The organism is Escherichia sp. GZ89 (assembly GCF_019366485.1).
Lineage (GTDB): Bacteria > Pseudomonadota > Gammaproteobacteria > Enterobacterales > Enterobacteriaceae > Escherichia > Escherichia fergusonii.
Genome location: NZ_JAEOHX010000015.1, coordinates 21,337 through 43,825, shown reverse-complemented (window position 1 = coordinate 43,825; position 22,489 = coordinate 21,337). Strand labels below are relative to the sequence as shown.

The window sequence follows — 22,489 nt, the reverse complement described above, 5'->3', positions numbered from 1 at the left end:
CCATGATGTTGCAACTTTGTGCAACCATGTTAAATGTGACCTGCGTAGCAAGCTTAAAAATGAATGAAATGTTAATAAAAGAAATCGATATGACAGGGATTAAAAAAATAACTCAGACTTTTTCTCTGCGGCAGTTAACATTTTTGAAAGGTGCAACCGAAAAAAATGTGAGGGAGTGCAACCTGATGAAAAATAGTATCGCTGAGCACTAAAATTTAATGTAAATGGTGTGTTAAATCGATTGTGAATAACCAGCGCTTCCGGCAGGATACGGTCGCCCTGGGAAAACATAAACTCTGTTACCCCGTTCCGGTGGCAGATATAACGGCAAGTTTCGACATTGCCGATAATAATTTTTTGGAGACTTTAGATGGCTATTAGCACACCGATGTTGGTGACATTCTGTGTCTATATTTTTGGCATGATATTGATTGGGTTCATCGCCTGGCGATCAACCAAAAACTTCGACGACTATATTCTTGGCGGTCGCAGCCTTGGGCCATTCGTGACGGCATTATCGGCAGGTGCGTCGGATATGAGCGGCTGGCTGTTAATGGGATTACCGGGTGCAGTCTTTCTTTCCGGGATTTCCGAAAGCTGGATCGCCATTGGCCTGACATTAGGCGCGTGGATTAACTGGAAGCTGGTGGCCGGGCGCTTGCGTGTGCATACCGAATACAATAATAACGCCTTAACATTGCCGGATTATTTCACCGGGCGTTTTGAAGATAAAAGCCGTATTTTGCGCATTATCTCCGCGCTGGTAATTTTGCTGTTCTTCACCATTTATTGTGCTTCGGGCATTGTGGCTGGCGCGCGTCTGTTTGAAAGCACCTTTGGCATGAGCTACGAAACGGCTCTGTGGGCGGGAGCTGCGGCGACGATCCTTTACACCTTTATTGGTGGTTTCCTTGCGGTGAGCTGGACTGACACTGTACAGGCCAGCCTGATGATTTTTGCCCTGATCCTGACGCCGGTTATCGTGATCATTAGCGTCGGTGGGTTTGGCGACTCGCTGGAAGTGATCAAACAAAAGAGCATTGAAAACGTGGATATGCTCAAAGGGTTGAATTTTGTCGCCATTATCTCGCTGATGGGCTGGGGGCTGGGTTACTTCGGTCAGCCGCATATTCTGGCGCGTTTTATGGCGGCGGATTCTCACTATAGCATTGTCCATGCGCGTCGTATCAGCATGACCTGGATGATCCTCTGTCTGGCAGGCGCGGTGGCGGTCGGTTTCTTCGGCATTGCATACTTTAACAATAATCCAGCGGTTGCCGGTGCGGTAAACCAGAACTCTGAGCGCGTGTTTATCGAACTGGCACAAATATTGTTTAACCCGTGGATTGCCGGGATTCTGTTGTCGGCGATTCTGGCGGCGGTGATGTCGACGTTAAGTTGCCAGCTGCTGGTGTGCTCCAGTGCGATTACCGAAGATCTGTACAAAGCATTTCTGCGTAAACATGCCAGCCAGAAAGAACTGGTGTGGGTAGGGCGTGTGATGGTGTTGGTGGTGGCGCTGGTGGCAATTGCGCTGGCGGCGAATCCTGAAAACCGTGTGCTGGGCTTAGTAAGCTACGCGTGGGCAGGCTTCGGTGCGGCGTTTGGTCCGGTGGTGCTGTTCTCAGTGATGTGGTCACGCATGACGCGTAACGGTGCACTGGCGGGGATGATCATTGGCGCGCTGACGGTTATTGTCTGGAAACAGTTCGGCTGGCTGGGTCTGTACGAAATTATTCCGGGCTTTATCTTCGGTAGCATTGGGATTGTGGTGTTTAGTTTACTGGGTAAAGCACCGTCAGCGGCGATGCAAAAACGCTTTGCTGACGCCGACGCGCACTATCATTCAGCGCCGCCGTCACGGTTGCAGGAAGGGTAAGGGAAGGCGTTTTACCGAAAATCCCACGTCATAATCAGAAGCAGGCAGAGGGCAATCAGTGATTGCCCTCTGCATTTTCTCTCAAAAAAAATTTACATTTCCTCATCATTATCACTACATTCCGCTTGTGTTTTTCTTCACCGTAATGATAATCGCTATCACTGCGATTTACTTTTCTTTGCATAGATTGACTCAGAAAAACGTTTAAGGGTGGGTGGCATGTTTGTTCCGTTTCTCATTATGTTGCGCGAAGGACTTGAAGCCGCGCTGATTGTCAGCCTGATTGCCAGCTATCTTAAGCGTACCCAGCGAGGTCGATGGATTGGTGTCATGTGGATTGGCGTGTTTCTAGCCGCTGCGTTGTGCCTGGGGCTGGGTATCTTCATTAATGAAACCACCGGCGAATTTCCGCAAAAAGAGCAGGAATTGTTCGAAGGTATCGTGGCGGTGATTGCCGTGGTGATCCTCACCTGGATGGTTTTCTGGATGCGTAAAGTGTCGCGCAACGTCAAAGTGCAACTGGAACAGGCAGTCGATAGCGCATTGCAGCGTGGGAATCATCATGGCCGGGCGCTGGTGATGATGGTCTTTTTTGCCGTTGCAAGGGAAGGACTGGAGTCGGTCTTTTTCCTGCTGGCGGCGTTTCAACAAGATGTCGGGATCTGGCCTCCGCTGGGTGCAATGCTCGGTCTTGCTACAGCCGTGGTGCTCGGCTTCCTGCTCTACTGGGGCGGTATTCGCCTCAATCTTGGCGCGTTTTTTAAATGGACCAGCCTGTTTATTCTCTTCGTCGCCGCAGGGCTGGCAGCTGGTGCTATTCGCGCGTTTCATGAAGCCGGGCTGTGGAACCACTTTCAGGAAATCGCCTTCGATATGAGCGCGGTGCTCTCAACTCACTCGCTGTTCGGTACGCTGATGGAAGGTATCTTTGGTTATCAGGAAGCGCCGAGCGTCAGCGAAGTCGCCGTCTGGTTTATTTATCTCATCCCGGCGCTGGTGGCATTTGCTCTGCCGCCGCGCGCAGGGGCGACAGCGTCTCGCTCCGCGTAACGAAAATGACGCAAACTCTTGCTTAGTTACAACATACTTTAAAGGGATAGTCTCGTCATGACCATTAACTTCCGCCGTAACGCATTGCAGTTGAGCGTGGCTGCGCTGTTCTCTTCTGCTTTTATGGCTAACGCTGCTGATGTTCCGCAGGTCAAAGTCACTGTGACAGATAAACAGTGCGAACCGATGACCATTACGGTTAACGCCGGGAAAACACAGTTCATTATTCAGAACCACAGCCAGAAGGCGCTGGAGTGGGAGATCCTCAAAGGCGTGATGGTGGTGGAAGAGCGGGAAAATATCGCCCCTGGTTTTAGCCAGAAAATGACGGCGAATTTACAGCCTGGCGAATACGATATGACCTGCGGTCTGCTGACTAACCCGAAAGGGAAGTTGATCGTCAAAGGTGAAGCAACGGCGGATGCGGCGCAAAGTGATGCGCTGTTAAGTCTTGGTGGTGCAATTATTGCATATAAAGCGTATGTCATGGCGGAAACCACGCAACTGGTGACCGACACCAAAGCCTTTACCGACGCCATCAAAGCAGGCGATATCGAAAAAGCGAAAGCACTGTATGCGCCGACGCGCCAGCACTATGAGCGCATCGAACCGATTGCTGAACTTTTCTCCGATCTGGATGGCAGCATTGACGCCCGTGAAGATGATTACGAGCAAAAAGCCGGCGATCCGAAATTCACCGGATTCCATCGTCTGGAAAAAGCCTTGTTTGGCGACAACACTACCAAAGGAATGGATCAGTACGCTGACCAGCTTTATACCGATGTGGCCGATTTGCAAAAACGCATCAGTGAACTGGCTTTCCCTCCGTCAAAAGTGGTCGGCGGGGCAGCCGGACTGATTGAGGAAGTGGCTGCCAGTAAAATCAGCGGTGAAGAAGATCGCTACAGCCACACCGATCTGTGGGACTTCCAGGCTAACGTTGAAGGCTCGCAGAAAATTGTCGATCTGCTGCGTCCACAACTACAAAAAGCCAACCCGGAACTGCTGGCAAAAGTCGATGCTAACTTCAAAAAGGTCGATACCATTCTGGCGAAATACCGTACTAAAGACGGTTTTGAAACCTACGACAAATTGACCGATGCCGATCGTAATGCGCTGAAAGGGCCGATTACTGCGCTGGCGGAAGATCTGGCGCAACTTCGCGGTGTGCTGGGGCTGGATTAAGCGTTATGCAGTATGAAGATGAAAACGGCGTGAATGAACCGTCACGCCGACGTTTACTGAAAGGGATTGGCGCGCTGGCACTGGCGGGAAGTTGCCCGGTAGCGCATGCGCAAAAACCACTAAGTGCGCCGGGGACGCTTTCACCGGATGCGCGCAGTGAAGCGCAGCCGTTTTATGGCGAACATCAGGCGGGTATTCTGACGCCGCAGCAGGCGGCAATGATGCTGGTGGCGTTTGATGTGCTTGCCAGCGATAAAGCTGATCTTGAGCGATTGTTTCGCTTGTTGACTCAGCGTTTTGCTTTTCTGACTCAGGGCGGAGCGGCACCAGAAACGCCAAATCCACGCCTGCCACCACGCGATTCCGGCATTCTTGGCGGCTACATTGCGCCCGATAATCTCACCATCACGTTATCGGTGGGCCACTCATTGTTTGATGAGCGTTTTGGCCTTGCGCAGCAGATGCCGAAAAAGTTGCAGAAGATGACACGTTTCCCTAACGACTCGCTTGATGCGGCGTTATGTCATGGTGATGTGTTGCTACAGATTTGCGCCAATACCCAGGACACGGTGATCCATGCACTGCGCGATATCATTAAACACACGCCGGATTTGCTCAGTGTGCGCTGGAAGCGGGAAGGGTTTATTTCTGATCACGCGGCGCGCAGTAAAGGCAAAGAGACGCCGATAAATTTGCTGGGCTTTAAAGACGGCACCGCCAATCCCGATAGCCAGAATGCGAAGTTGATGCAAAAAGTGGTGTGGGTGACGGCAGATCAGCAGGAGCCTGCCTGGGCTATCGGCGGCAGCTACCAGGCGGTGCGGTTGATTCAGTTTCGAGTGGAATTTTGGGACAGAACGCCGCTGAAAGAACAGCAGACAATTTTTGGTCGAGATAAGCAAACTGGTGCGCCGCTGGGAATGCAGCATGAGCACGATGTGCCGGATTATGCCAGCGACCCGGAAGGGAAGGTGATCGCGCTGGACAGCCATATCCGGCTGGCGAATCCCCGCACGACGGAGAGCGAGTCCAGTCTGATGCTGCGTCGTGGCTACAGTTATTCACTGGGCGTCACCAACTCCGGGCAACTGGATATGGGGTTGCTGTTTGTCTGCTACCAACACGATCTGGAAAAGGGCTTCCTGACAGTACAAAAAAGGCTCAATGGTGAAGCGCTGGAGGAATACGTTAAACCCATCGGCGGCGGTTATTTTTTTGCGCTGCCGGGGGTGAAGGACGCGAGCGATTATCTTGGAAGGGCGCTATTACAGGTTTGATCGACGCAAATATGCCCGATGCGCAGGTTTATCGGGCATGAGTTTTGTGTACAAATTATCAATCACTTGCAGGTCGGGTAAGGTGTTCGCGCCGCATCTGGCAAACACAAGGCACATTTTATCAGCCCTGCGAATCCTGCTGAAAGCACACAGCTTTTTTCATCACTGTCATCACTCTGTCATCTTTCCAGTAGAAACTAATGTCACTGAAATGGGTGTTTATCGTTAAATATAGGTGAATATATTGTTGCAATGAATGCGAGTTCTGTTGTAATTATTAGGTAGCAGCGGAAGTTCCCGGCAGTGATAGTCAGTCACTATGGAGATCGCGGATGGTAACGTCCTGTTCTGGACAATGTTTTGTTAAGCAACGCTCCACCACTCGCGGAGATTTCTCCTCCGGTAGCAACTTCGTCACTCTGTATTTTTCTCACTTCCTCTCTTTACTCGTGTTACCGACGCCGCAAACGGTGTGCGTAGCCGTTTTTCGGCATTTTATCCAACAGCAAACTATGGCTTACAAGGAAGCCAACCCTCTGATGTTCGTGCGCATAATCGCGCTGCCAACGGCGCGTGTGATGAATACAAACAACTCAAGGTGCTCTCCATGGGAAGACAAAAAGCAGTGATCAAAGCTCGTCGCGAGGCAAAACGTGTGCTGAGACGGGATTCGCGCAGCCATAAGCAGCGTGAAGAAGAATCGGTCACCTCGCTTGTGCAGATGAGCGGCGTAGAAGCCATTGGTATGGCCCGCGACAGTCGCGATACCTCGCCCATCCTCGCGCGAAATGAAGCGCAATTGCACTATCTGAAGGCTATTGAGAGTAAGCAGCTAATATTTGCCACGGGCGAAGCCGGGTGCGGAAAAACCTGGATCAGTGCCGCAAAAGCGGCAGAGGCCCTGATACATAAGGATGTCGACAGGATTATTGTCACCCGTCCAGTTCTGCAAGCCGATGAAGATCTGGGCTTCTTACCTGGAGATATCGCAGAAAAGTTTGCTCCCTATTTTCGCCCGGTCTACGACGTGCTGGTCCGGCGCTTAGGGGCTTCCTTTATGCAGTACTGTCTGCGACCAGAAATAGGGAAGGTCGAAATCGCGCCGTTCGCCTATATGCGTGGACGTACCTTTGAAAATGCAGTCGTCATTCTTGACGAGGCGCAGAATGTGACTGCCGCACAAATGAAAATGTTTTTAACCCGCCTCGGGGAGAACGTGACGGTTATTGTCAACGGTGATATCACGCAATGCGATTTACCTCGTGGCGTGCGCTCCGGATTAAGTGACGCGCTGGAACGTTTCGAAGAAGATGAAATGGTCGGGATCATCCGATTCGGTAAAGAGGATTGCGTACGTTCGGCACTTTGCCAACGTACGCTACATGCCTACAGTTAAGTGTGTTATAAGCGCAGAGCCCGGGCGAACCGGGCTTTGTTTACATTCTTCCCAACAATTTTTCGGCAATGACCAATTTAATTTGCCCGTGGTTATTAAAATGTACGCGCATTTTGCGGCTGTTCTGTATTTGCTGATACAACTCTTCTGATATCCCCAGGCTCTGGGCAAATTGCCGGGAATTATAATGAAGAGCCGCATTATACTGCTGCTTCTGAAAACGCAGCATATTATAGAACGCCCAGAGAATGAGCACGATGGCATTGGCGACAGCCAACATGAAGTAAAATTGCAATCTGTTCCTTGCTTCACTTTCCCAGAAAACACCACTTAGCATTGCATCAAGAAAATGAAAGATAAAAAATGCGAACAGAATCCATAATACAAAGGTCGCCAGATAATCAAATAATTTCCGTAACGGGCTGCGCTTAGTAGTAATAATCAAATTATTCATATTAACCTCGCATTATTCCACGATCCGGGCTTATCCAACGGGCGCGTTTCTTTTTACGCACCAGCATAACCCGGGTAAAAGACACCAGAGTCGTTGCCAGACTAAGCGTCCAGAAGACGACCGGGAACCAGATAATCCAGAACAATGATGAAGCCATATTTTGTTCATAGCGGTTTTCAATAATCAAACTCACTAAAAATTGCAGCAGACATAATGTGCATAGCAATATCCCGGCAGTGTGAGTCGCGGCAAGATGGCTAAGCTCAACATTTATAGGTACGCCAAGTTGTTGGGCAATAAAGATGAACAAACCAATCAAACAGGTAAAAGCCCAGGTGGTGGTCAGACAATATTCAAAAAATAGCGGCCACATCCGATGATTTTTCCATTGCCACAATTTATTTAAATTTTTCAGGAAGACTTCCGCGCCCCCCTGCGCCCAACGCAACCGTTGTTTCCACAGCCCTTTTAACGTTTCCGGCATTAATATCCAGCACAGCGCTCGTGGTTCGTAAAAAATTGTCCACTGATTCAGTTGCAGCTTCCAGCTAATATCAATATCTTCGGTGATCATATCGTCACTCCAGTAACCAACTTCTGCCAGTGCACTGCGACGAAATGCGGCGATAACACCGGAAACGGTAAAAACGTTACCGTAGACGCGCTGGGTACGTTTGATCAGACCAATAATTGATGAGAACTCGCCAACCTGAACTTTGCCAACCAGCGTGGATCGTGTGCGAATACGCGGGTTTCCGGTCACCGCGCCGACGCGCGGATTGTATAGCATGGGCTCCACTATATAGGCTGCCGCATCGCGATCCAGCAAGGCGTCGCCATCAATACAGACTAAATACTCACTTCTTGCCGCTGCTGCACCGGTTTTCAGGGCAATCGCTTTACCCTGGTTTTGCGCAAGGTGAATGACACGCAATTTGGGGTGTAGCGAGGCCAGCCGATCCAGTATCGCCTGAGTTTGATCTGATGAACCGTCATTAACGGCAATCACTTCAATATTTTCATATCGCTGCGCTAAAGCCGCATGAATAGTTTCCTCAACATTTTTCTCTTCATTAAAGCAGGGAATGATAATTGAGATCGGTGGATTATCCTTAAGTTGCGGTGCTGGTGCATTTTCCCCCCATTGCCAGTGGCGTTCGCGGTGAAACCAGAAATAGACACCACCAACGATCCACATAATGGACATAAAAAATGGCCAGAAGAACACGAATCTCATCATTAATTCGCCAGAGTGGAAGAACGCAACACTCAAGGGAATAAATAACACCAGACACAATATAAAAAACGATACGATGCGATTAGTCATTTTTTGGATACCAGGCTGTGGAGAACTGAGGACGAATGACCTTTATTTCAGGCTGATTGCGCAGAAAATCATCAGGGTAATAACCATAGTTTTTCACTCCATTGAGTTGTAGAAGGCTCATCCAGTGAGCGATTATTTGCGATTGAATAGCCTGATGTTGACCATTCACTTTCCAGTCTTGTGTCTGTAATTCTAAAATTGATTTATCTTTTGCCTGTGGAATCGCTTTAACATGATTCACCAGTTGAACCAGCCATTTATCCGCAGATTTCTCATCAACGCCTTCCATATAGGGCATTGCCATGATTGCCGTCCAGTCATAGCTTTGGAGAAAATCGACATAGTTTTGAGCAAACCATGCTTCACTTTCTGGTTGCATAACGGGGAGGGCAAAAATATTTCGCGCAGTCTTAATTTGTGGACCGCGAACCGCTTTGACTTTGGCACTTAGCGCTAATGTGAAGTCTGTTACTGCCTGGCGTTTAAATTGCGTCCAGCGTTTAAATTGCTCAGGATCCTCGCGGATTTCACGAATACTCGTCGAAAAACCTGCTTTCTTATAAGCGGCTATTGCAGGGGCACTGGCATCTTCATAATCTGACAACACGGCATCGTCATGAAACAAAATGCCGTCAAAAGACGCATGACCTGCAAGATCTTCATAAAGGGTACTAATTTGTTCACGTACCCGGTCATCGAAAGGGGAAAGACGACGGTATTGCGTCGGGTGAATTTGTGATGTTTGCTTATCAGTGGGCAAATATTCCACCCGGGGTAATGCAGGATCTAAATCCCAACTCAGCACCGGCATCCAGGCGTAAACGGCCACTCCGGCGCGAGTCCTTAATTGCCATGCAACACGGTTAAACAAATCCGCTTTCATGGGTAGCAGGCGATTAGGAAACCAGACCTCTTTAACCAGACCATCACCTGTCGGATCGGCAAAAGCCTGCAAATATACACTGGAAATTTGCATATCTTTCACCCGCTGAATCAACACATCGAGATTCCGCTCCTGTTGTTGGCGGTCAGCATCGTAGACATAATCGAGATCGATGTGCATAACTCGCTCTGGTGATGTTTCCTGCACACGAATAATTTGCTGAGCAAACTCTTTAAGTGATGGATTATTGGCGATTAATACACGCGGAATGGAATCTAACCGGGAAGTGTTTCCCAGCCCGGACTCTAGCGTAAAGAACATGTCATAGCCCAGTTTTTTTAATTCCTCAATCGCAATACCGTTTGCTTCACCGTAGGGCCAGACAAAGACCTGGGCAGTTACGCCAGCATTCTTTTGCAACTGCGTGGTCATTTTTATTGCATCCTGACGAATACGGTTGCGATATTCCGCTTCGGTTTCATACCGCCCATTATTTGATAAATACATGCGATTAACAAAAACGGGTAATTGGCTACCGGTGGGATTAGCCTCTATACCGTAGTGAGAATTCCAGGTGTGGGAGGCTATTTCAACCAGTTTCGAACGTGCTATTTCACGCACTTGTTGCCAGGTGGCAAAATAGTGTCGGGCAACCATTTCATCGCCAAATTTCACTTGCTGATTAGGTGGTGTATCGATCCAACTGCCGACCGGGGCCCATAATGCGGGCCACTGGAACGCTTTGAGGAGCGGATAAACACGGGTGTAAAAACTTTGGTAACCGTCATCGAAAGTCAGCACTACCGCTTTTTCAGGTAGCGGTTTGCCACCACGATGTGCCTCACGAATTTGAGCAATGCTGACAGGTTGATAACCGTTCTCACGTAACCAGGCGAATTGTTCACGCAGGGCAGAAGTACGCACCGACATAAAACGCTGATCGGCAGCTTCGTCTTCGACGTTATGCCATGAAATCGCCACAAAACCATTACGCGGCCATGGTTGCTCAGCCTGTAATGATTCACGTTGTTGTGGTGGCGTGAATTCATTTTTTTGCTGGCTCAGACATGCCGAAAGCATAAAAATGCTTACCAGCATAAAGAGAGATCTTTTTCCTTTGCGTAACATAATGATCCTTAAAATTTGAATGTCATATCAAATTCAACATATAAGTTATGTTCTCTGTCGCCGTCGTAAGGTCGTTTCTCATAGCGTAAGGTTGCTCCGGCATCAATGACGTCATTCCAGCTAATACGTTGCCCATAGCCGAGTTGCGTAATCACATCCGTGCCATAATCTTTTTGCCAGGACGCGCCCACACCAGCACTGAATATTTGTTGCCAGCTATTTTCATAATTACGCCAGAGCAAATGACTGGCCTCAAAAGCCGGAACAATATCGATCGTTTTTCGCGGGTTAAAGTAAGGGGTATCTGTTTCCGTATTCTGTTGGTAATAGACAGTTGGCTGGAAATCGATAATTAAATTTGCCGAAGACCAGATACGTTCTGATCCTTCTATTGCCGCTTCGTGCCGCTGGTTATTGTCGGAAAAATCAGTAAATGCCCAGGAGAGGCTGTACTGGCGGCGCTCATGTTGATACCAACGTACATATGCTTGTGCGCTATTGCCGGTAATGCCATTTTTCATTGCCCGCAACGGTACACGATGGGAGAGGCGTTGCAGCTCTGAGCCGACACGCCAGTTGTCGTTGAAATCGTACCAGCCTGATAATCTTGCGCCGGGTTTATGTTCATGATTGAAATAGCGTCCGGCGTATTCTGCTTCCAGCCAGAGATCACGTGAACGCCATTCAACCCCCGCCAGCCAGTCGCGGACAATGCCTTTTCCTTCGCTAAATTGCCCATCGGCATAGCCGAAACCGGCAAAACCGCGCCAATTATCATTCACCGGAGGTGAGTAAATGACGCTGGTAAAATTAACATCATGTTTGCCACTGTCCGGGCCTTCAGCATCCAGACCTGAGGCGCCCGCAATACGCAGTTCAGCAAGATTATGTACCTCAACGGCGCGTTTTAAACGTACAACGCCAGGATCTTGCGGATTACGGGCCACCACATCGTCAGTTAATACCGTAGCCTGTTGCCATTCTTGTAATGTTAAGGCATTCCAGGCTTGCTCAACCTCCAGATAAATATTACGCGGTTCGAGCACCTCGGCTTTTTTTAATTCCGTTTCTGCCGCATGCGGCCAGCCACGCGCCTGTAATACGCTGGCATAATCGATGCGTAAGCCCTGATTTCCAGGCGCATTGGTTGCCAGGTTGCGGGTTATTTTTTCCGCCTGAGGAAGATCATTGCCATATTGCGCCACGGAAGAGAGAAACGAATATCCCTGCAACCAGCTGTCATTTGGCAAAGTTACCGGTGAGCCCATTACCCGACGCCAGGCGGGTGTGTTGTTAAGCGTATGGCGGGTAACAGCCAATGCACTGGCGTAATTTTCACTCTCAAGATGGCTATAAAAAAGATCCGCACGTTCTTCTTCCGATAAAGTGCTGGCCAGAACTTCCTGATGGTAAAAAAGATCAGACATCATGGCCTGAGCTTTTTGTGGTTGGTGATCTCTGAGATAGGCCGATGCCACCCAATATTGCGCCCAGGACGGTACGGTTTGACCCGCTTGTTTTAATTGCTGATAGTATGCAATGACGTCTTTATAACGATCGCGGGTTAATAATGCCCCGAGATGATCTATCTGAATGCGTTGATATTGCAGGGTACGATCCGGGTTATCTTTCCAGAGGATCTCTAAAGCGGTGTATTGTTCCAGTGCACGATCGGCAATAGCGTAGCGTTCACTTTCACTTCTGGTTGGCATAAATGAGAGCCTGACCAGTTCCGCATGAATATCCGCGCGAATATCCGGGGTTAAACTGGCGTCATTAATTGCGGCGGACAGCTGATTATTACGTAACGCCTGGGCGTATTCCTGCGCAAGATTGTTGGACGATGATGGCGCCGATAAGGTTTCAGTAATTGCCAGTAGTTCATCCTGGTGGCGACCTGCCAGCTTGTAGATATACGCTGCAACCAGTGTGTTAGTTTTGTCTGGTGCTTCACGTTGCAGCTGTTCGAGTTTATTAAGCGCAATATCGTACTGGCCTGCATCGGCCAGGGTGAGAATTTGCCCACGACGATAATCGTTATTTTGTGGCGCTTTTGACACCGCCAGTTGCCAGAGCTGAAGCGACTTCTGCCACTGTTGTAAATTGCGATATGCCATTGCGACAGGAGCATAGCCACGCGCAGGTAATGGTTGATGACCAAAGCGGTTATAAATGGCAATAACCTTCTGGTCCTGACCGGCCCAGGAGGCAATCTGCAACCAGTCCGCAATCTGAGCACTATTGAGATCGGTATTATCCGCAAACCAGCTTAATGCTGGTTGGGTATTTCCCTTACGAGCTTCAATAATCAATGCATCATACTGGCTGGTAGTAGCGGATATAGCCGTGGGACTGAGTGTTAACAGCGTTGCGGTAAAAAAATTTAAGGCAAAGATTGCGCGGGTGCGCCTTTTACTGGTGTTTGAATACATCCTGTATTACCCCATTTGTAACAAGAACTCCTCAAGCGAGTGATTCCAGTCGCTTGAAAATAAAGAGTTCTGTACCTCAACATCCGTAAGGTTAATTGCGGAAAAATGAAGTGTGTAGTTGATAAAAAAGAAAAAAAAGAGAGTGTTTCATGTCCATTTAAAATCCTTTTTGTGACGCAAAACCCAGCAGAAGGGTTAATTAATTGGGTTTTGAGGCATAAATCCTTATGTACTATTAAAAATAGATAACCATAAAAAAAATTAAATCAGGAATTTTCGATGTTAGCTTTCGGATTTTTCGATAGTGCAGAGAACATGTGGTTTAGAGTCGTGTTTTGTTGTTTCATATTCCACAACCATCTATCTGAAGTTATATTTGCTCATTTGTACCATAAGCGGCAATGGAGATTAAGATTACAATTCAACTATAAATTATTCACAAACTATAGAATATTAAATAATTTCCATTTTAATTATTTCTTGTTTTATGTATTGGTTATGCGAAAATCATATTGACATAATGTGATTCTTATATTTCATTATGTAAAAATGGATATTGTCATCTTATGGATTATTAGAAATATGAAAAAGGAACATGTCAGGATAGGCAGCACGGTTATATTCAGCTTAATATTTGGCTTTGCTTTTATTTGGGCTAATAGCTGGTTTTTTCAACACCCCGTAGAATGGGGAGTACTACAATCGACTTATTTGATTGTTATGATTGCTCTGTTCTTTATTGATACCATTGCATTTATTTTTATGCAGTTGTATTTCATCTATAATAGACAGGAGTTTTCAAACTGTATTCTTAGTCTGGCTTTCTTAAGCTGCCTTATCTATTTTGTTCAGACGGTTATTACTGTGCAACAACCAGTAGATAGTCATGCCGACATATCCATTATCACCAATGATGTTGCTATTTACTATCTTTTTCGTCAGATTAATTTATGTTTACTAATTGTATTGGCATTGATTTGCAAAATTTTTGAAAATCGAAAGCAACGTGCTAATAGATTGAAAAAAACAATGTTAATCATTAGCTTGACATGTTTATTTATTGTGCCGTTTGTTTCGCATGTAGTCAGTAGCCATCATGAAATATTGAGTCTGGACCTCGTTGAATATGTCAGTGCGTATAAGAAAATTGATCTGGATACTATTCATATTACAGTGATTATTGTTATGTGGTTAGCCTTGCTTTTGGCAAATTTATATTATAATCGTTTTAGATATGATATCTGGAATGGGGTGTCAGTTATTGCTTTTTCAGCAGTGTTATACAATATGGCAATTTTGTTTTCGAGCGGAAACAGTGCTTTTGTTTGGTATGTCAGTCGTTCAGTTGAGATTTTTAGTAAACTCACGGTAATGTCGATTTTTATGTGTCATATTTTTCATGCCTTGAGAGTAACCAAAGATATCGCCCACCGGGATCCATTAACCAATATCTTTAACCGCAGCTATTTTTTCAATGAACTGAAAGGTCAGGTCAATTCTGGTGATAATAAACCGTTTTGCGTCATGATTATGGATATTGACCATTTCAAAAGCGTTAATGACACGTGGGGGCACCCGGAAGGAGATAAAGTGATTAAGGCCGTAGTGGATATTATCGGTAAAAGTATCCGCCCGGACGATGTGTTAGCCCGTGTTGGCGGCGAAGAGTTTGGCGTTATGCTGACTCATCTTGAGCGTAAAGAAGGTGAAGAATTAGCTGAGAGAATACGCAAAAATGTTGAGCAATTAACAGACAACAATCCGCAGTATGCAATAGCACAAAAAGTGACGATCAGTATTGGCGTAGTGGTGACGCAAGGAGATGTGCTTCATCCCAATGATATTTACCGGCTGGCCGACAATGCCTTGTATAATGCTAAAGCAACCGGAAGAAATAAAGTCATCGTGACAGATGGCCGCCTGCCTGATGCTTACGCATAACAGTTCCTTTCATGTTGCATATTTGACCATCCTGCAGGATGGTTTTTTTTTGCCTGTAAGTATGTGTTATGTGCACTTAGCCACACATTTTGAATGGATAATTTATCAGGTATTGATTATGTAAATGAATCGTGACCATAGGTATGTGATTTTTATCAAATGACCTGGCCAGTGAAAATATCTACAGAAATATTTATTCACATGCGCGCATGTTGATAAAATGTTGCATAAATAGGTTAAAACAACACTCATATAAATTGTTTGCTGGCTATTGATAGATGGTAAAAATAGGTGAGGGCAATTATCATTGCGCCAGTCCCTTTTCGAATGAGTTTCTATTATGCAACAACCTGTAGTTCGCGTTGGGGAATGGCTTGTTACTCCGTCGATAAACCAAATAAGTCGCAATGGACGTCAGCTTACCCTGGAGCCTCGGTTAATCGATCTTTTGGTTTTCTTTGCTCGCCATAGTGGAGAAGTACTTAGCAGAGATGAACTTATCGATAATGTCTGGACGAGAAGTGTCGTTACCAATCATGTCGTGACGCAGAGTATTTCAGAGCTGCGTAAATCGCTTAAAGATGGTGATGAAAATAGCCCTGTCTATATCGCTACTGTACCGAAGCGCGGTTATAAATTAATGGTGCCGGTTATCTGGTGTACAGAGGAGGAGAGCGAAGAAATAATGTCGGCGTCACCTCCCGCACTACCAGAGACAATACCTGATTCCGCTTCGCCTCCTGCCATTGCTGAAACCACGACACCGCCACCTCAGACAACCACAGTTAAACGCAAACGATTCACTACCTTTTGGGTATGGTGTTTCTTTCTTCTTGCCCTGGGAACTTGCGTGGCGCTGGTGGCATTGTCGAGTTTTGAAACACGTCTTCCTGTTAGTAAATCGCGTATTTTGCTCAACCCACGCGATATAGATATCCATTTGGTGAATAAGAGTCCATGTAACAACTGGACTTCACAACGCTCTTACGCGGTAGGGCTGGGTAGCCTGGTAACAACCTCGCTTAACACCTTCTCCACCTTTATGGTGCATGACAAAACGAACTACAACATTGATGAACCGAGCAGTTCCGGTAAGACGCTGACCATTGAGTTTGTTAATCAGCGTCATTACCGCGCGCAACAATGCTTTATGTCGGTAAAACTGGTGGACAATGCTGATGGCTCAACCATGCTGGATAAACGCTACTTCATTACTAACGATAATCAGTTATCGATTCAGAATGATTTACTGGCGAGCTTGTCAAAGGCATTGAATCAACCGTGGCCACAACGAATGCAAGAGATGTTTCAACAATTTCAACCTCGCCGTGGGGCATTATTAACCAGTTTTTACCAGGCGCATGATTATTTAATGCGGGGTGATGTGGAATCATTGAGTCGAGCCAGTGAATTGTTAGGTGAGATTCTTGAGGAAGCTCCAGATTTTATCTACGTGCGGGCAGAGAAAGCATTGGTTGATGTATTACGCCATTCTCAGCATCCTTTAGACGAAAAACAATTAGCGGCTCTGTATGAGGAAGTTGATAAAGTAGGAGCGATGCCTGGCATGAATGATATGTCTATTTTCTATCAAATTAAAACAGTCAGTGCTTTGGGAAGCGGGAAAATAGATGAAGCGTATCAGGCGATCAATACCGGCATTGAACTTGAAATGTCGTGGTTAAATTATGTATTGCTGGGCAAGGTTTATGAAATGAAAGGCATGAACCGTGAAGCCGCTGATGCATATCTGACAGCATTTAATTTACGCCCTGGTGAAAATACACTTTACTGGATTGAAAACGGCGTATTTCAGACTTCTGTCTCTCATGTTGTTCCTTATCTCGATAATTTCCTCGCTTCAGAATAAGTAAACATCAGGCATACTCAGTTATGGGTATGCCTGATGTTGAATCCATGTATATTTTATCAATTTAATATGTTGCGACAATGTATTTAATTGGCGTGTTTTGCTACATATGTATAACCTAATCAGTGTGATGTAAGTTACTGTATATTATCGATGTTTATCTTTTCGTGATATCAACTTGCGATCCTGATGTGTTAATAAAAAACCTCAAGTTATCACTTACAGAAACTTTTGCGTTATTTCACCTAATCTTTAGGATTAATCCCTTTTTCGTGAGTAATCTTATCGCCAGTTTGGTCTGGTCAATAAATGGTTCTACATCATGATCCGGACTTCCAAAATGAACTTAGGAGAAAAGAAAGCATGAGTTCTGCCAAGAAGATCGGGCTATTTGCCTGTACCGGTGTGGTTGCCGGTAATATGATGGGGAGCGGTATTGCATTATTACCTGCGAACCTCGCAAGTATCGGTGGTATTGCTATCTGGGGTTGGATTATCTCTATTATTGGTGCAATGTCGCTGGCTTATGTATATGCCCGACTGGCAACCAAAAACCCGCAGCAAGGTGGCCCAATTGCTTATGCCGGGGAAATTTCTCCTGCATTTGGTTTCCAGACGGGTGTTCTTTATTACCATGCTAACTGGATTGGTAACCTGGCGATTGGTATTACCGCCGTGTCTTATCTTTCCACCTTCTTCCCGGTATTAAATGACCCGGTTCCGGCAGGTATTGCCTGTATTGCCATTGTTTGGGTATTTACCTTTGTAAATATGCTCGGTGGTACCTGGGTAAGCCGTTTAACCACAATTGGTCTGGTACTGGTTCTTATTCCGGTAGTAATGACCGCTATTGTCGGCTGGCACTGGTTTGATGCTGCTACTTATGCAGCTAACTGGAATACTGCACAAACCACTGATGGTCATGCGATCATTAAAAGTATTCTGCTCTGCCTGTGGGCCTTCGTGGGTGTCGAATCCGCAGCGGTAAGTACTGGTATGGTTAAAAACCCGAAACGTACTGTTCCGCTGGCAACCATGTTGGGTACTGGTTTAGCAGGTATTGTTTACATCGCTGCGACTCAGGTGCTTTCCGGTATGTATCCGTCTTCTGTAATGGCAGGCTCCGGTGCTCCGTTTGCAATCAGTGCTTCTACTATCCTGGGTAACTGGGCTGCGCCGATGGTTTCTGCATTCACCGCGTTTGCGTGCCTGACTTCTCTGGGCTCCTGGATGATGCTGGTAGGTCAGGCAGGTGTGCGTGCCGCTAACGACGGTAACTTCCCGAAAGTTTATGGTGAAGTCGACAGCAACGGTATTCCGAAAAAAGGTCTGCTGCTGGCTGCAGTGAAAATGACTGCCCTGATGATCCTTATCACTCTGATGAACTCTGCTGGTGGTAAAGCATCTGACCTGTTCGGTGAACTGACCGGTATCGCAGTACTGCTGACTATGCTGCCGTACTTCTACTCTTGCGTTGACCTGATTCGCTTCGAAGGCGTTAACATCCGCAACTTTGCCAGCCTGATCTGCTCTGTACTGGGTTGCGTGTTCTGCTTCATCGCACTGATGGGGGCAAGCTCCTTCGAACTGGCTGGTACCTTCATCGTCAGCCTGATTATCCTGATGTTCTACGCTCGCAAAATGCATGAGCGCCAGAGCCACTCAATGGATAACCACACAGCGTCTAACGCCCATTAATTAAAAGTATTTTCCGAAAGCGCCTCCTTTCATTTGTCCCATGTGTTGGGAGGGGCTTTCTTTACCTGGAGATATTACTATGAACGTTATTGCAATATTGAATCACATGGGGGTTTACTTTAAAGAAGAACCCATCCGTGAACTTCATCGTGCGCTTGAGCGTCTGAACTTCCAGATTGTTTACCCGAATGACCGTGACGACTTATTAAAACTGATCGAAAACAATGCGCGTCTGTGCGGCGTTATTTTTGACTGGGATAAATATAATCTCGAGTTGTGCGAAGAAATTAGCAAAATGAACGAGAACTTACCGTTGTACGCGTTCGCTAATACGTATTCCACACTCGATGTAAGCCTGAACGATCTGCGTTTACAGATTAGCTTCTTTGAATATGCGCTGGGTGCTGCTGATGATATTGCTAATAAGATCAAGCAGACCACAGACGAATATATCAACACTATTCTGCCTCCACTGACTAAAGCGCTGTTTAAATATGTACGTGAAGGTAAATATACTTTCTGTACTCCTGGCCACATGGGCGGTACTGCATTCCAGAAAAGCCCGGTAGGTAGCCTGTTCTATGATTTCTTTGGTCCGAACACCATGAAATCTGATATTTCCATTTCAGTATCTGAACTGGGTTCTCTGCTGGATCACAGCGGTCCACACAAAGAAGCAGAACAGTATATCGCTCGCGTCTTTAACGCAGACCGCAGCTACATGGTGACTAACGGTACTTCCACTGCGAACAAAATTGTCGGTATGTACTCTGCTCCGGCAGGCAGCACCATTCTGATTGACCGTAACTGCCACAAATCGTTGACCCATCTGATGATGATGAGCGATGTTACGCCAATCTATTTCCGCCCGACCCGTAACGCTTACGGTATTCTTGGTGGTATCCCACAGAGTGAATTCCAGCACGCTACCATTGCTAAGCGCGTGAAAGAAACACCAAACGCGACCTGGCCGGTACATGCCGTAATTACTAACTCTACCTATGATGGTCTGCTGTACAACACCGACTTCATCAAGAAAACTCTGGATGTGAAATCCATCCACTTTGACTCCGCGTGGGTGCCTTACACCAACTTCTCACCGATTTACGAAGGTAAATGCGGTATGAGCGGTGGCCGTGTAGAAGGGAAAGTGATTTACGAAACCCAGTCCACTCACAAACTGCTGGCGGCGTTCTCTCAGGCTTCCATGATCCACGTTAAAGGTGATGTAAACGAAGAAACCTTTAACGAAGCCTACATGATGCACACCACCACTTCTCCGCACTACGGTATCGTGGCTTCCACTGAAACCGCGGCGGCGATGATGAAAGGTAATGCAGGTAAACGTCTGATCGACGGTTCCATTGAACGTGCGATCAAGTTCCGTAAAGAGATCAAACGTCTGAGAACGGAATCTGATGGCTGGTTCTTTGATGTATGGCAGCCGGATCATATCGATACCACTGAATGCTGGCCGCTGCGTTCTGACAGCTCCTGGCACGGCTTCAAAAACATCGATAACGAGCATATGTATCTTGACCCGATCAAAGTCACTCTGCTGACTCCGGGGATGGAAAAAGACGGCACCATGAGCGACTTCGGTATTCCGGCCAGCATCGTGGCGAAATACCTCGACGAACATGGCATCATTGTTGAGAAAACCGGTCCGTATAACCTGCTGTTCCTGTTCAGCATCGGTATCGATAAGACCAAAGCACTGAGCCTGCTGCGTGCTCTGACTGACTTCAAACGTGCGTTCGACCTGAACCTGCGTGTGAAAAACATGCTGCCGTCTCTGTATCGTGAAGATCCTGAATTCTATGAAAACATGCGTATTCAGGAACTGGCTCAGAATATCCACAAACTGATTGTTCACCACAATCTGCCGGATCTGATGTATCGCGCATTTGAAGTCCTGCCGACTATGGTAATGACCCCGTATGCTGCGTTCCAGAAAGAGCTGCACGGTATGACCGAAGAAGTTTACATCGACGAAATGGTAGGTCGTGTTAACGCCAACATGATCCTTCCGTATCCGCCGGGAGTTCCTCTGGTAATGCCGGGTGAAATGATCACCGAAGAAAGCCGTCCGGTTCTGGAGTTCCTGCAGATGCTGTGTGAAATCGGCGCTCACTATCCGGGCTTTGAAACCGATATTCACGGTGCATACCGTCAGGCTGATGGTCGCTATACCGTTAAGGTATTGAAAGAAGAAAACAAAAAATAATTAGTTAGTACAAGGGAAGTGGCTTGCCACTTCCCTTTTTCGCTCGTAAGGAGAACACATGAAAACACCCTCACAGCCGCGCGCGATATACTATATCGTGGCGATCCAAATCTGGGAGTACTTCAGTTTTTACGGCATGCGTGCCTTACTCATTCTCTATCTCACCCATCAGCTTGGTTTTGATGATAACCATGCCATCAGCCTGTTCAGCGCATATGCATCTCTGGTTTACGTTACCCCTATTCTCGGCGGCTGGCTTGCCGACCGCCTGCTCGGCAATCGTACTGCGGTAATTGCCGGCGCGTTGTTAATGACCCTTGGCCATGTGGTGCTGGGCTTCGATTCGAATTCAACGTTTAGTCTGTATCTGGCGCTGGCAATCATTATTTGTGGTTACGGTTTATTCAAATCAAATATCAGTTGTTTGCTTGGTGAGCTCTACGACGAGGATGATCATCGGCGTGATGGCGGTTTTTCGCTGCTCTATGCCGCGGGCAATATCGGCTCTATCGCCGCGCCGATTGCTTGCGGTCTGGCTGCGCAGTGGTATGGCTGGCATGTTGGCTTTGCCCTGGCGGGTGGGGGAATGTTTATCGGCTTGTTAATTTTCTTAAGTGGCCATCGTCATTTCCAGACTACCCGCGGTATCGATAAAAAAGCGCTCGCCACCGTGAAGTTTGCCTTACCGGTATGGGGCTGGTTGGTGGTGATGCTCTGTATTGCCCCGGTCTTTTTTACCCTGTTGCTGGAGAATAACTGGTCAGGCTATTTACTGGCGATCGTTTGCCTTATTGCCGCACAAATCATTGCCCGCATGATGATCAAATTCCCCGAACACCGCCGTGCTCTTTGGCAAATTGTATTGTTGATGTTCGTCGGGACATTGTTCTGGGTACTGGCACAACAGGGCGGCAGTACCATCAGCTTGTTTATCGATCGTTTTGTGAATCGTCAGGCATTCAATATTGAAGTACCAACAGCATTATTCCAGTCGGTGAATGCGATTGCGGTGATGCTTGCAGGAGTTGTACTCGCCTGGCTGGCATCGCCGGAAAGCCACGGCAACTCAACATTACGTGTCTGGCTGAAGTTTGCCTTTGGCTTACTGCTGATGGCTTGTGGCTTTATGTTGCTGGCATTTGATGCCCGACATGCAGCGGCAAACGGGCAAGCGTCAATGGGCGTGATGATCACCGGGTTGGCGTTAATGGGCTTTGCTGAACTCTTTATTGACCCGGTGGCGATTGCGCAAATCACACGCCTGAAAATGTCTGGCGTATTAACCGGGATTTATATGCTGGCAACCGGGGCCGTCGCCAACTGGCTGGCAGGTGTCGTGGCACAACAGACGGCAGAGTCGCAAATTAACGGCATGGCGATTGCGGCGTATCAGCGGTTCTTTTCCCAAATGGGGGAGTGGACGTTGGGTTGTGTCGCGATCATCGTGGTATTGGCCTTTGCTACCCGGATGTTGTTTAGCACATCAACCAATGTGGCCCAGACATCTCGCGACTAACAGTTTGAAAATTGGGGTGAAAAATGTGATTTCACCCCGGAGATAATGGTGGTGATGAATCGGAATTTGTCAGGCTGATGACCTGATAAATCAGAATTTGTTAGCTATATAAACTGGCTGGCAGATGATTTCTCAGTGATATCAGCTTGAACCTTGGGCCGGCTTCGATAAGATAATTCGAAGCCGGGGTAGTTGAGTCGGGCTATATCTGAACGTGCTCAGACTC

Annotated in this window: 15 protein-coding genes; 11 read left to right on the top strand and 4 right to left on the bottom strand. The window is 47.1% G+C overall.

What is annotated here, in order from left to right; translation table 11 throughout:
• Nucleotides 1-2 precede the first annotated feature (2 nt).
• The 6 genes from K0335_RS19140 (at nt 3) to phoH (ending at nt 6,787) form a co-directional block, all read left to right on the top strand.
• Nucleotides 3-212 (top strand): hypothetical protein, encoded by a 210-nt coding sequence (locus tag K0335_RS19140; protein ID WP_104920229.1) that lies wholly within the window; start codon nt 3-5, stop codon nt 210-212.
• 158 nt (nt 213-370) lie between these two features.
• The gene (putP, locus tag K0335_RS19135) at nt 371-1,879 is read left to right on the top strand and encodes a sodium/proline symporter PutP (protein ID WP_001018507.1); all 1,509 of its coding nucleotides are present in this window, start codon (nt 371-373) and stop codon (nt 1,877-1,879) included.
• Between the two features lie 219 nt (nt 1,880-2,098).
• Nucleotides 2,099-2,929 (top strand): iron uptake transporter permease EfeU, encoded by an 831-nt coding sequence (gene efeU / locus K0335_RS19130; protein WP_219394010.1) that lies wholly within the window; start codon nt 2,099-2,101, stop codon nt 2,927-2,929.
• A 57-nt stretch (nt 2,930-2,986) separates the two neighbouring features.
• A complete protein-coding gene (gene efeO, locus K0335_RS19125; protein ID WP_104920231.1) occupies nt 2,987-4,114 on the top strand; it encodes an iron uptake system protein EfeO in 1,128 nt (375 codons plus the stop codon).
• A 5-nt stretch (nt 4,115-4,119) separates the two neighbouring features.
• On the top strand, nt 4,120-5,391 hold the full coding sequence (gene efeB, locus K0335_RS19120; RefSeq protein WP_001199128.1) for an iron uptake transporter deferrochelatase/peroxidase subunit: 1,272 nt from the start codon (nt 4,120-4,122) through the stop codon (nt 5,389-5,391).
• Nucleotides 5,392-5,998: 607 nt separating this feature from the next.
• Nucleotides 5,999-6,787 (top strand): phosphate starvation-inducible protein PhoH, encoded by a 789-nt coding sequence (gene phoH / locus K0335_RS19115; protein WP_000533534.1) that lies wholly within the window; start codon nt 5,999-6,001, stop codon nt 6,785-6,787.
• Between the two features lie 40 nt (nt 6,788-6,827).
• Here phoH and pgaD read toward each other — a convergent pair whose 3' ends face one another.
• The 4 genes from pgaD to pgaA are packed head-to-tail and all read right to left on the bottom strand — an operon-like array spanning nt 6,828 to nt 13,011.
• On the bottom strand, nt 6,828-7,241 hold the full coding sequence (gene pgaD, locus K0335_RS19110; RefSeq protein ID WP_001061086.1) for a poly-beta-1,6-N-acetyl-D-glucosamine biosynthesis protein PgaD: 414 nt from the start codon (nt 7,239-7,241) through the stop codon (nt 6,828-6,830).
• Between the two features lies 1 nt (nt 7,242).
• The gene (gene pgaC, locus K0335_RS19105) at nt 7,243-8,568 is read right to left on the bottom strand and encodes a poly-beta-1,6-N-acetyl-D-glucosamine synthase (protein WP_104920232.1); all 1,326 of its coding nucleotides are present in this window, start codon (nt 8,566-8,568) and stop codon (nt 7,243-7,245) included.
• On the bottom strand, nt 8,561-10,579 hold the full coding sequence (gene pgaB / locus K0335_RS19100) for a poly-beta-1,6-N-acetyl-D-glucosamine N-deacetylase PgaB (RefSeq protein ID WP_104920233.1): 2,019 nt from the start codon (nt 10,577-10,579) through the stop codon (nt 8,561-8,563). Before pgaB ends, pgaC begins: the two co-directional genes overlap by 8 nt.
• 8 nt (nt 10,580-10,587) lie before the next feature.
• Complete coding sequence (gene pgaA / locus K0335_RS19095; RefSeq protein ID WP_104920234.1) at nt 10,588-13,011, bottom strand: poly-beta-1,6 N-acetyl-D-glucosamine export porin PgaA; 2,424 nt, start codon at nt 13,009-13,011, stop codon at nt 10,588-10,590.
• 582 nt (nt 13,012-13,593) lie between these two features.
• Between pgaA and K0335_RS19090 the strand changes: the two genes are divergently transcribed.
• From K0335_RS19090 to dtpC, 5 genes are all read left to right on the top strand, one after another.
• Nucleotides 13,594-14,952, top strand: a complete 1,359-nt coding sequence (locus tag K0335_RS19090; protein ID WP_219394008.1) for a GGDEF domain-containing protein — start codon at nt 13,594-13,596, stop codon at nt 14,950-14,952.
• A 340-nt stretch (nt 14,953-15,292) separates the two neighbouring features.
• Nucleotides 15,293-16,822, top strand: coding sequence for a lysine decarboxylation/transport transcriptional activator CadC (gene cadC, locus K0335_RS19085; RefSeq protein WP_001187204.1), 1,530 nt, complete (start codon nt 15,293-15,295; stop codon nt 16,820-16,822).
• A gap of 363 nt (nt 16,823-17,185) precedes the next feature.
• Entirely contained in the window at nt 17,186-18,520 is a 1,335-nt protein-coding gene (gene cadB, locus K0335_RS19080; protein ID WP_160194076.1) for a cadaverine/lysine antiporter, read from the top strand.
• Nucleotides 18,521-18,599: 79 nt separating this feature from the next.
• On the top strand, nt 18,600-20,747 hold the full coding sequence (cadA, locus tag K0335_RS19075; RefSeq protein ID WP_002431488.1) for a lysine decarboxylase CadA: 2,148 nt from the start codon (nt 18,600-18,602) through the stop codon (nt 20,745-20,747).
• Between the two features lie 58 nt (nt 20,748-20,805).
• Nucleotides 20,806-22,263 (top strand): dipeptide/tripeptide permease DtpC, encoded by a 1,458-nt coding sequence (dtpC, locus tag K0335_RS19070; protein WP_000856806.1) that lies wholly within the window; start codon nt 20,806-20,808, stop codon nt 22,261-22,263.
• The last annotated feature ends 226 nt before the right edge of the window (nt 22,264-22,489 follow it).

Coding starts and splice junctions, on each gene's coding strand:
- K0335_RS19090 (WP_219394008.1), top strand. CDS start 13,594: ATGAAAAAGGAACATGTCAGGATAGGCAGCACGGTTATATTCAGCTTA.
- efeB (WP_001199128.1), top strand. CDS start 4,120: ATGCAGTATGAAGATGAAAACGGCGTGAATGAACCGTCACGCCGACGT.
- putP (WP_001018507.1), top strand. CDS start 371: ATGGCTATTAGCACACCGATGTTGGTGACATTCTGTGTCTATATTTTT.
- cadB (WP_160194076.1), top strand. CDS start 17,186: ATGAGTTCTGCCAAGAAGATCGGGCTATTTGCCTGTACCGGTGTGGTT.
- pgaD (WP_001061086.1), bottom strand. CDS start 7,241: ATGAATAATTTGATTATTACTACTAAGCGCAGCCCGTTACGGAAATTA.
- K0335_RS19140 (WP_104920229.1), top strand. CDS start 3: ATGATGTTGCAACTTTGTGCAACCATGTTAAATGTGACCTGCGTAGCA.
- phoH (WP_000533534.1), top strand. CDS start 5,999: ATGGGAAGACAAAAAGCAGTGATCAAAGCTCGTCGCGAGGCAAAACGT.
- cadA (WP_002431488.1), top strand. CDS start 18,600: ATGAACGTTATTGCAATATTGAATCACATGGGGGTTTACTTTAAAGAA.
- pgaA (WP_104920234.1), bottom strand. CDS start 13,011: ATGTATTCAAACACCAGTAAAAGGCGCACCCGCGCAATCTTTGCCTTA.
- efeU (WP_219394010.1), top strand. CDS start 2,099: ATGTTTGTTCCGTTTCTCATTATGTTGCGCGAAGGACTTGAAGCCGCG.
- dtpC (WP_000856806.1), top strand. CDS start 20,806: ATGAAAACACCCTCACAGCCGCGCGCGATATACTATATCGTGGCGATC.
- pgaB (WP_104920233.1), bottom strand. CDS start 10,579: ATGTTACGCAAAGGAAAAAGATCTCTCTTTATGCTGGTAAGCATTTTT.
- cadC (WP_001187204.1), top strand. CDS start 15,293: ATGCAACAACCTGTAGTTCGCGTTGGGGAATGGCTTGTTACTCCGTCG.
- efeO (WP_104920231.1), top strand. CDS start 2,987: ATGACCATTAACTTCCGCCGTAACGCATTGCAGTTGAGCGTGGCTGCG.
- pgaC (WP_104920232.1), bottom strand. CDS start 8,568: ATGACTAATCGCATCGTATCGTTTTTTATATTGTGTCTGGTGTTATTT.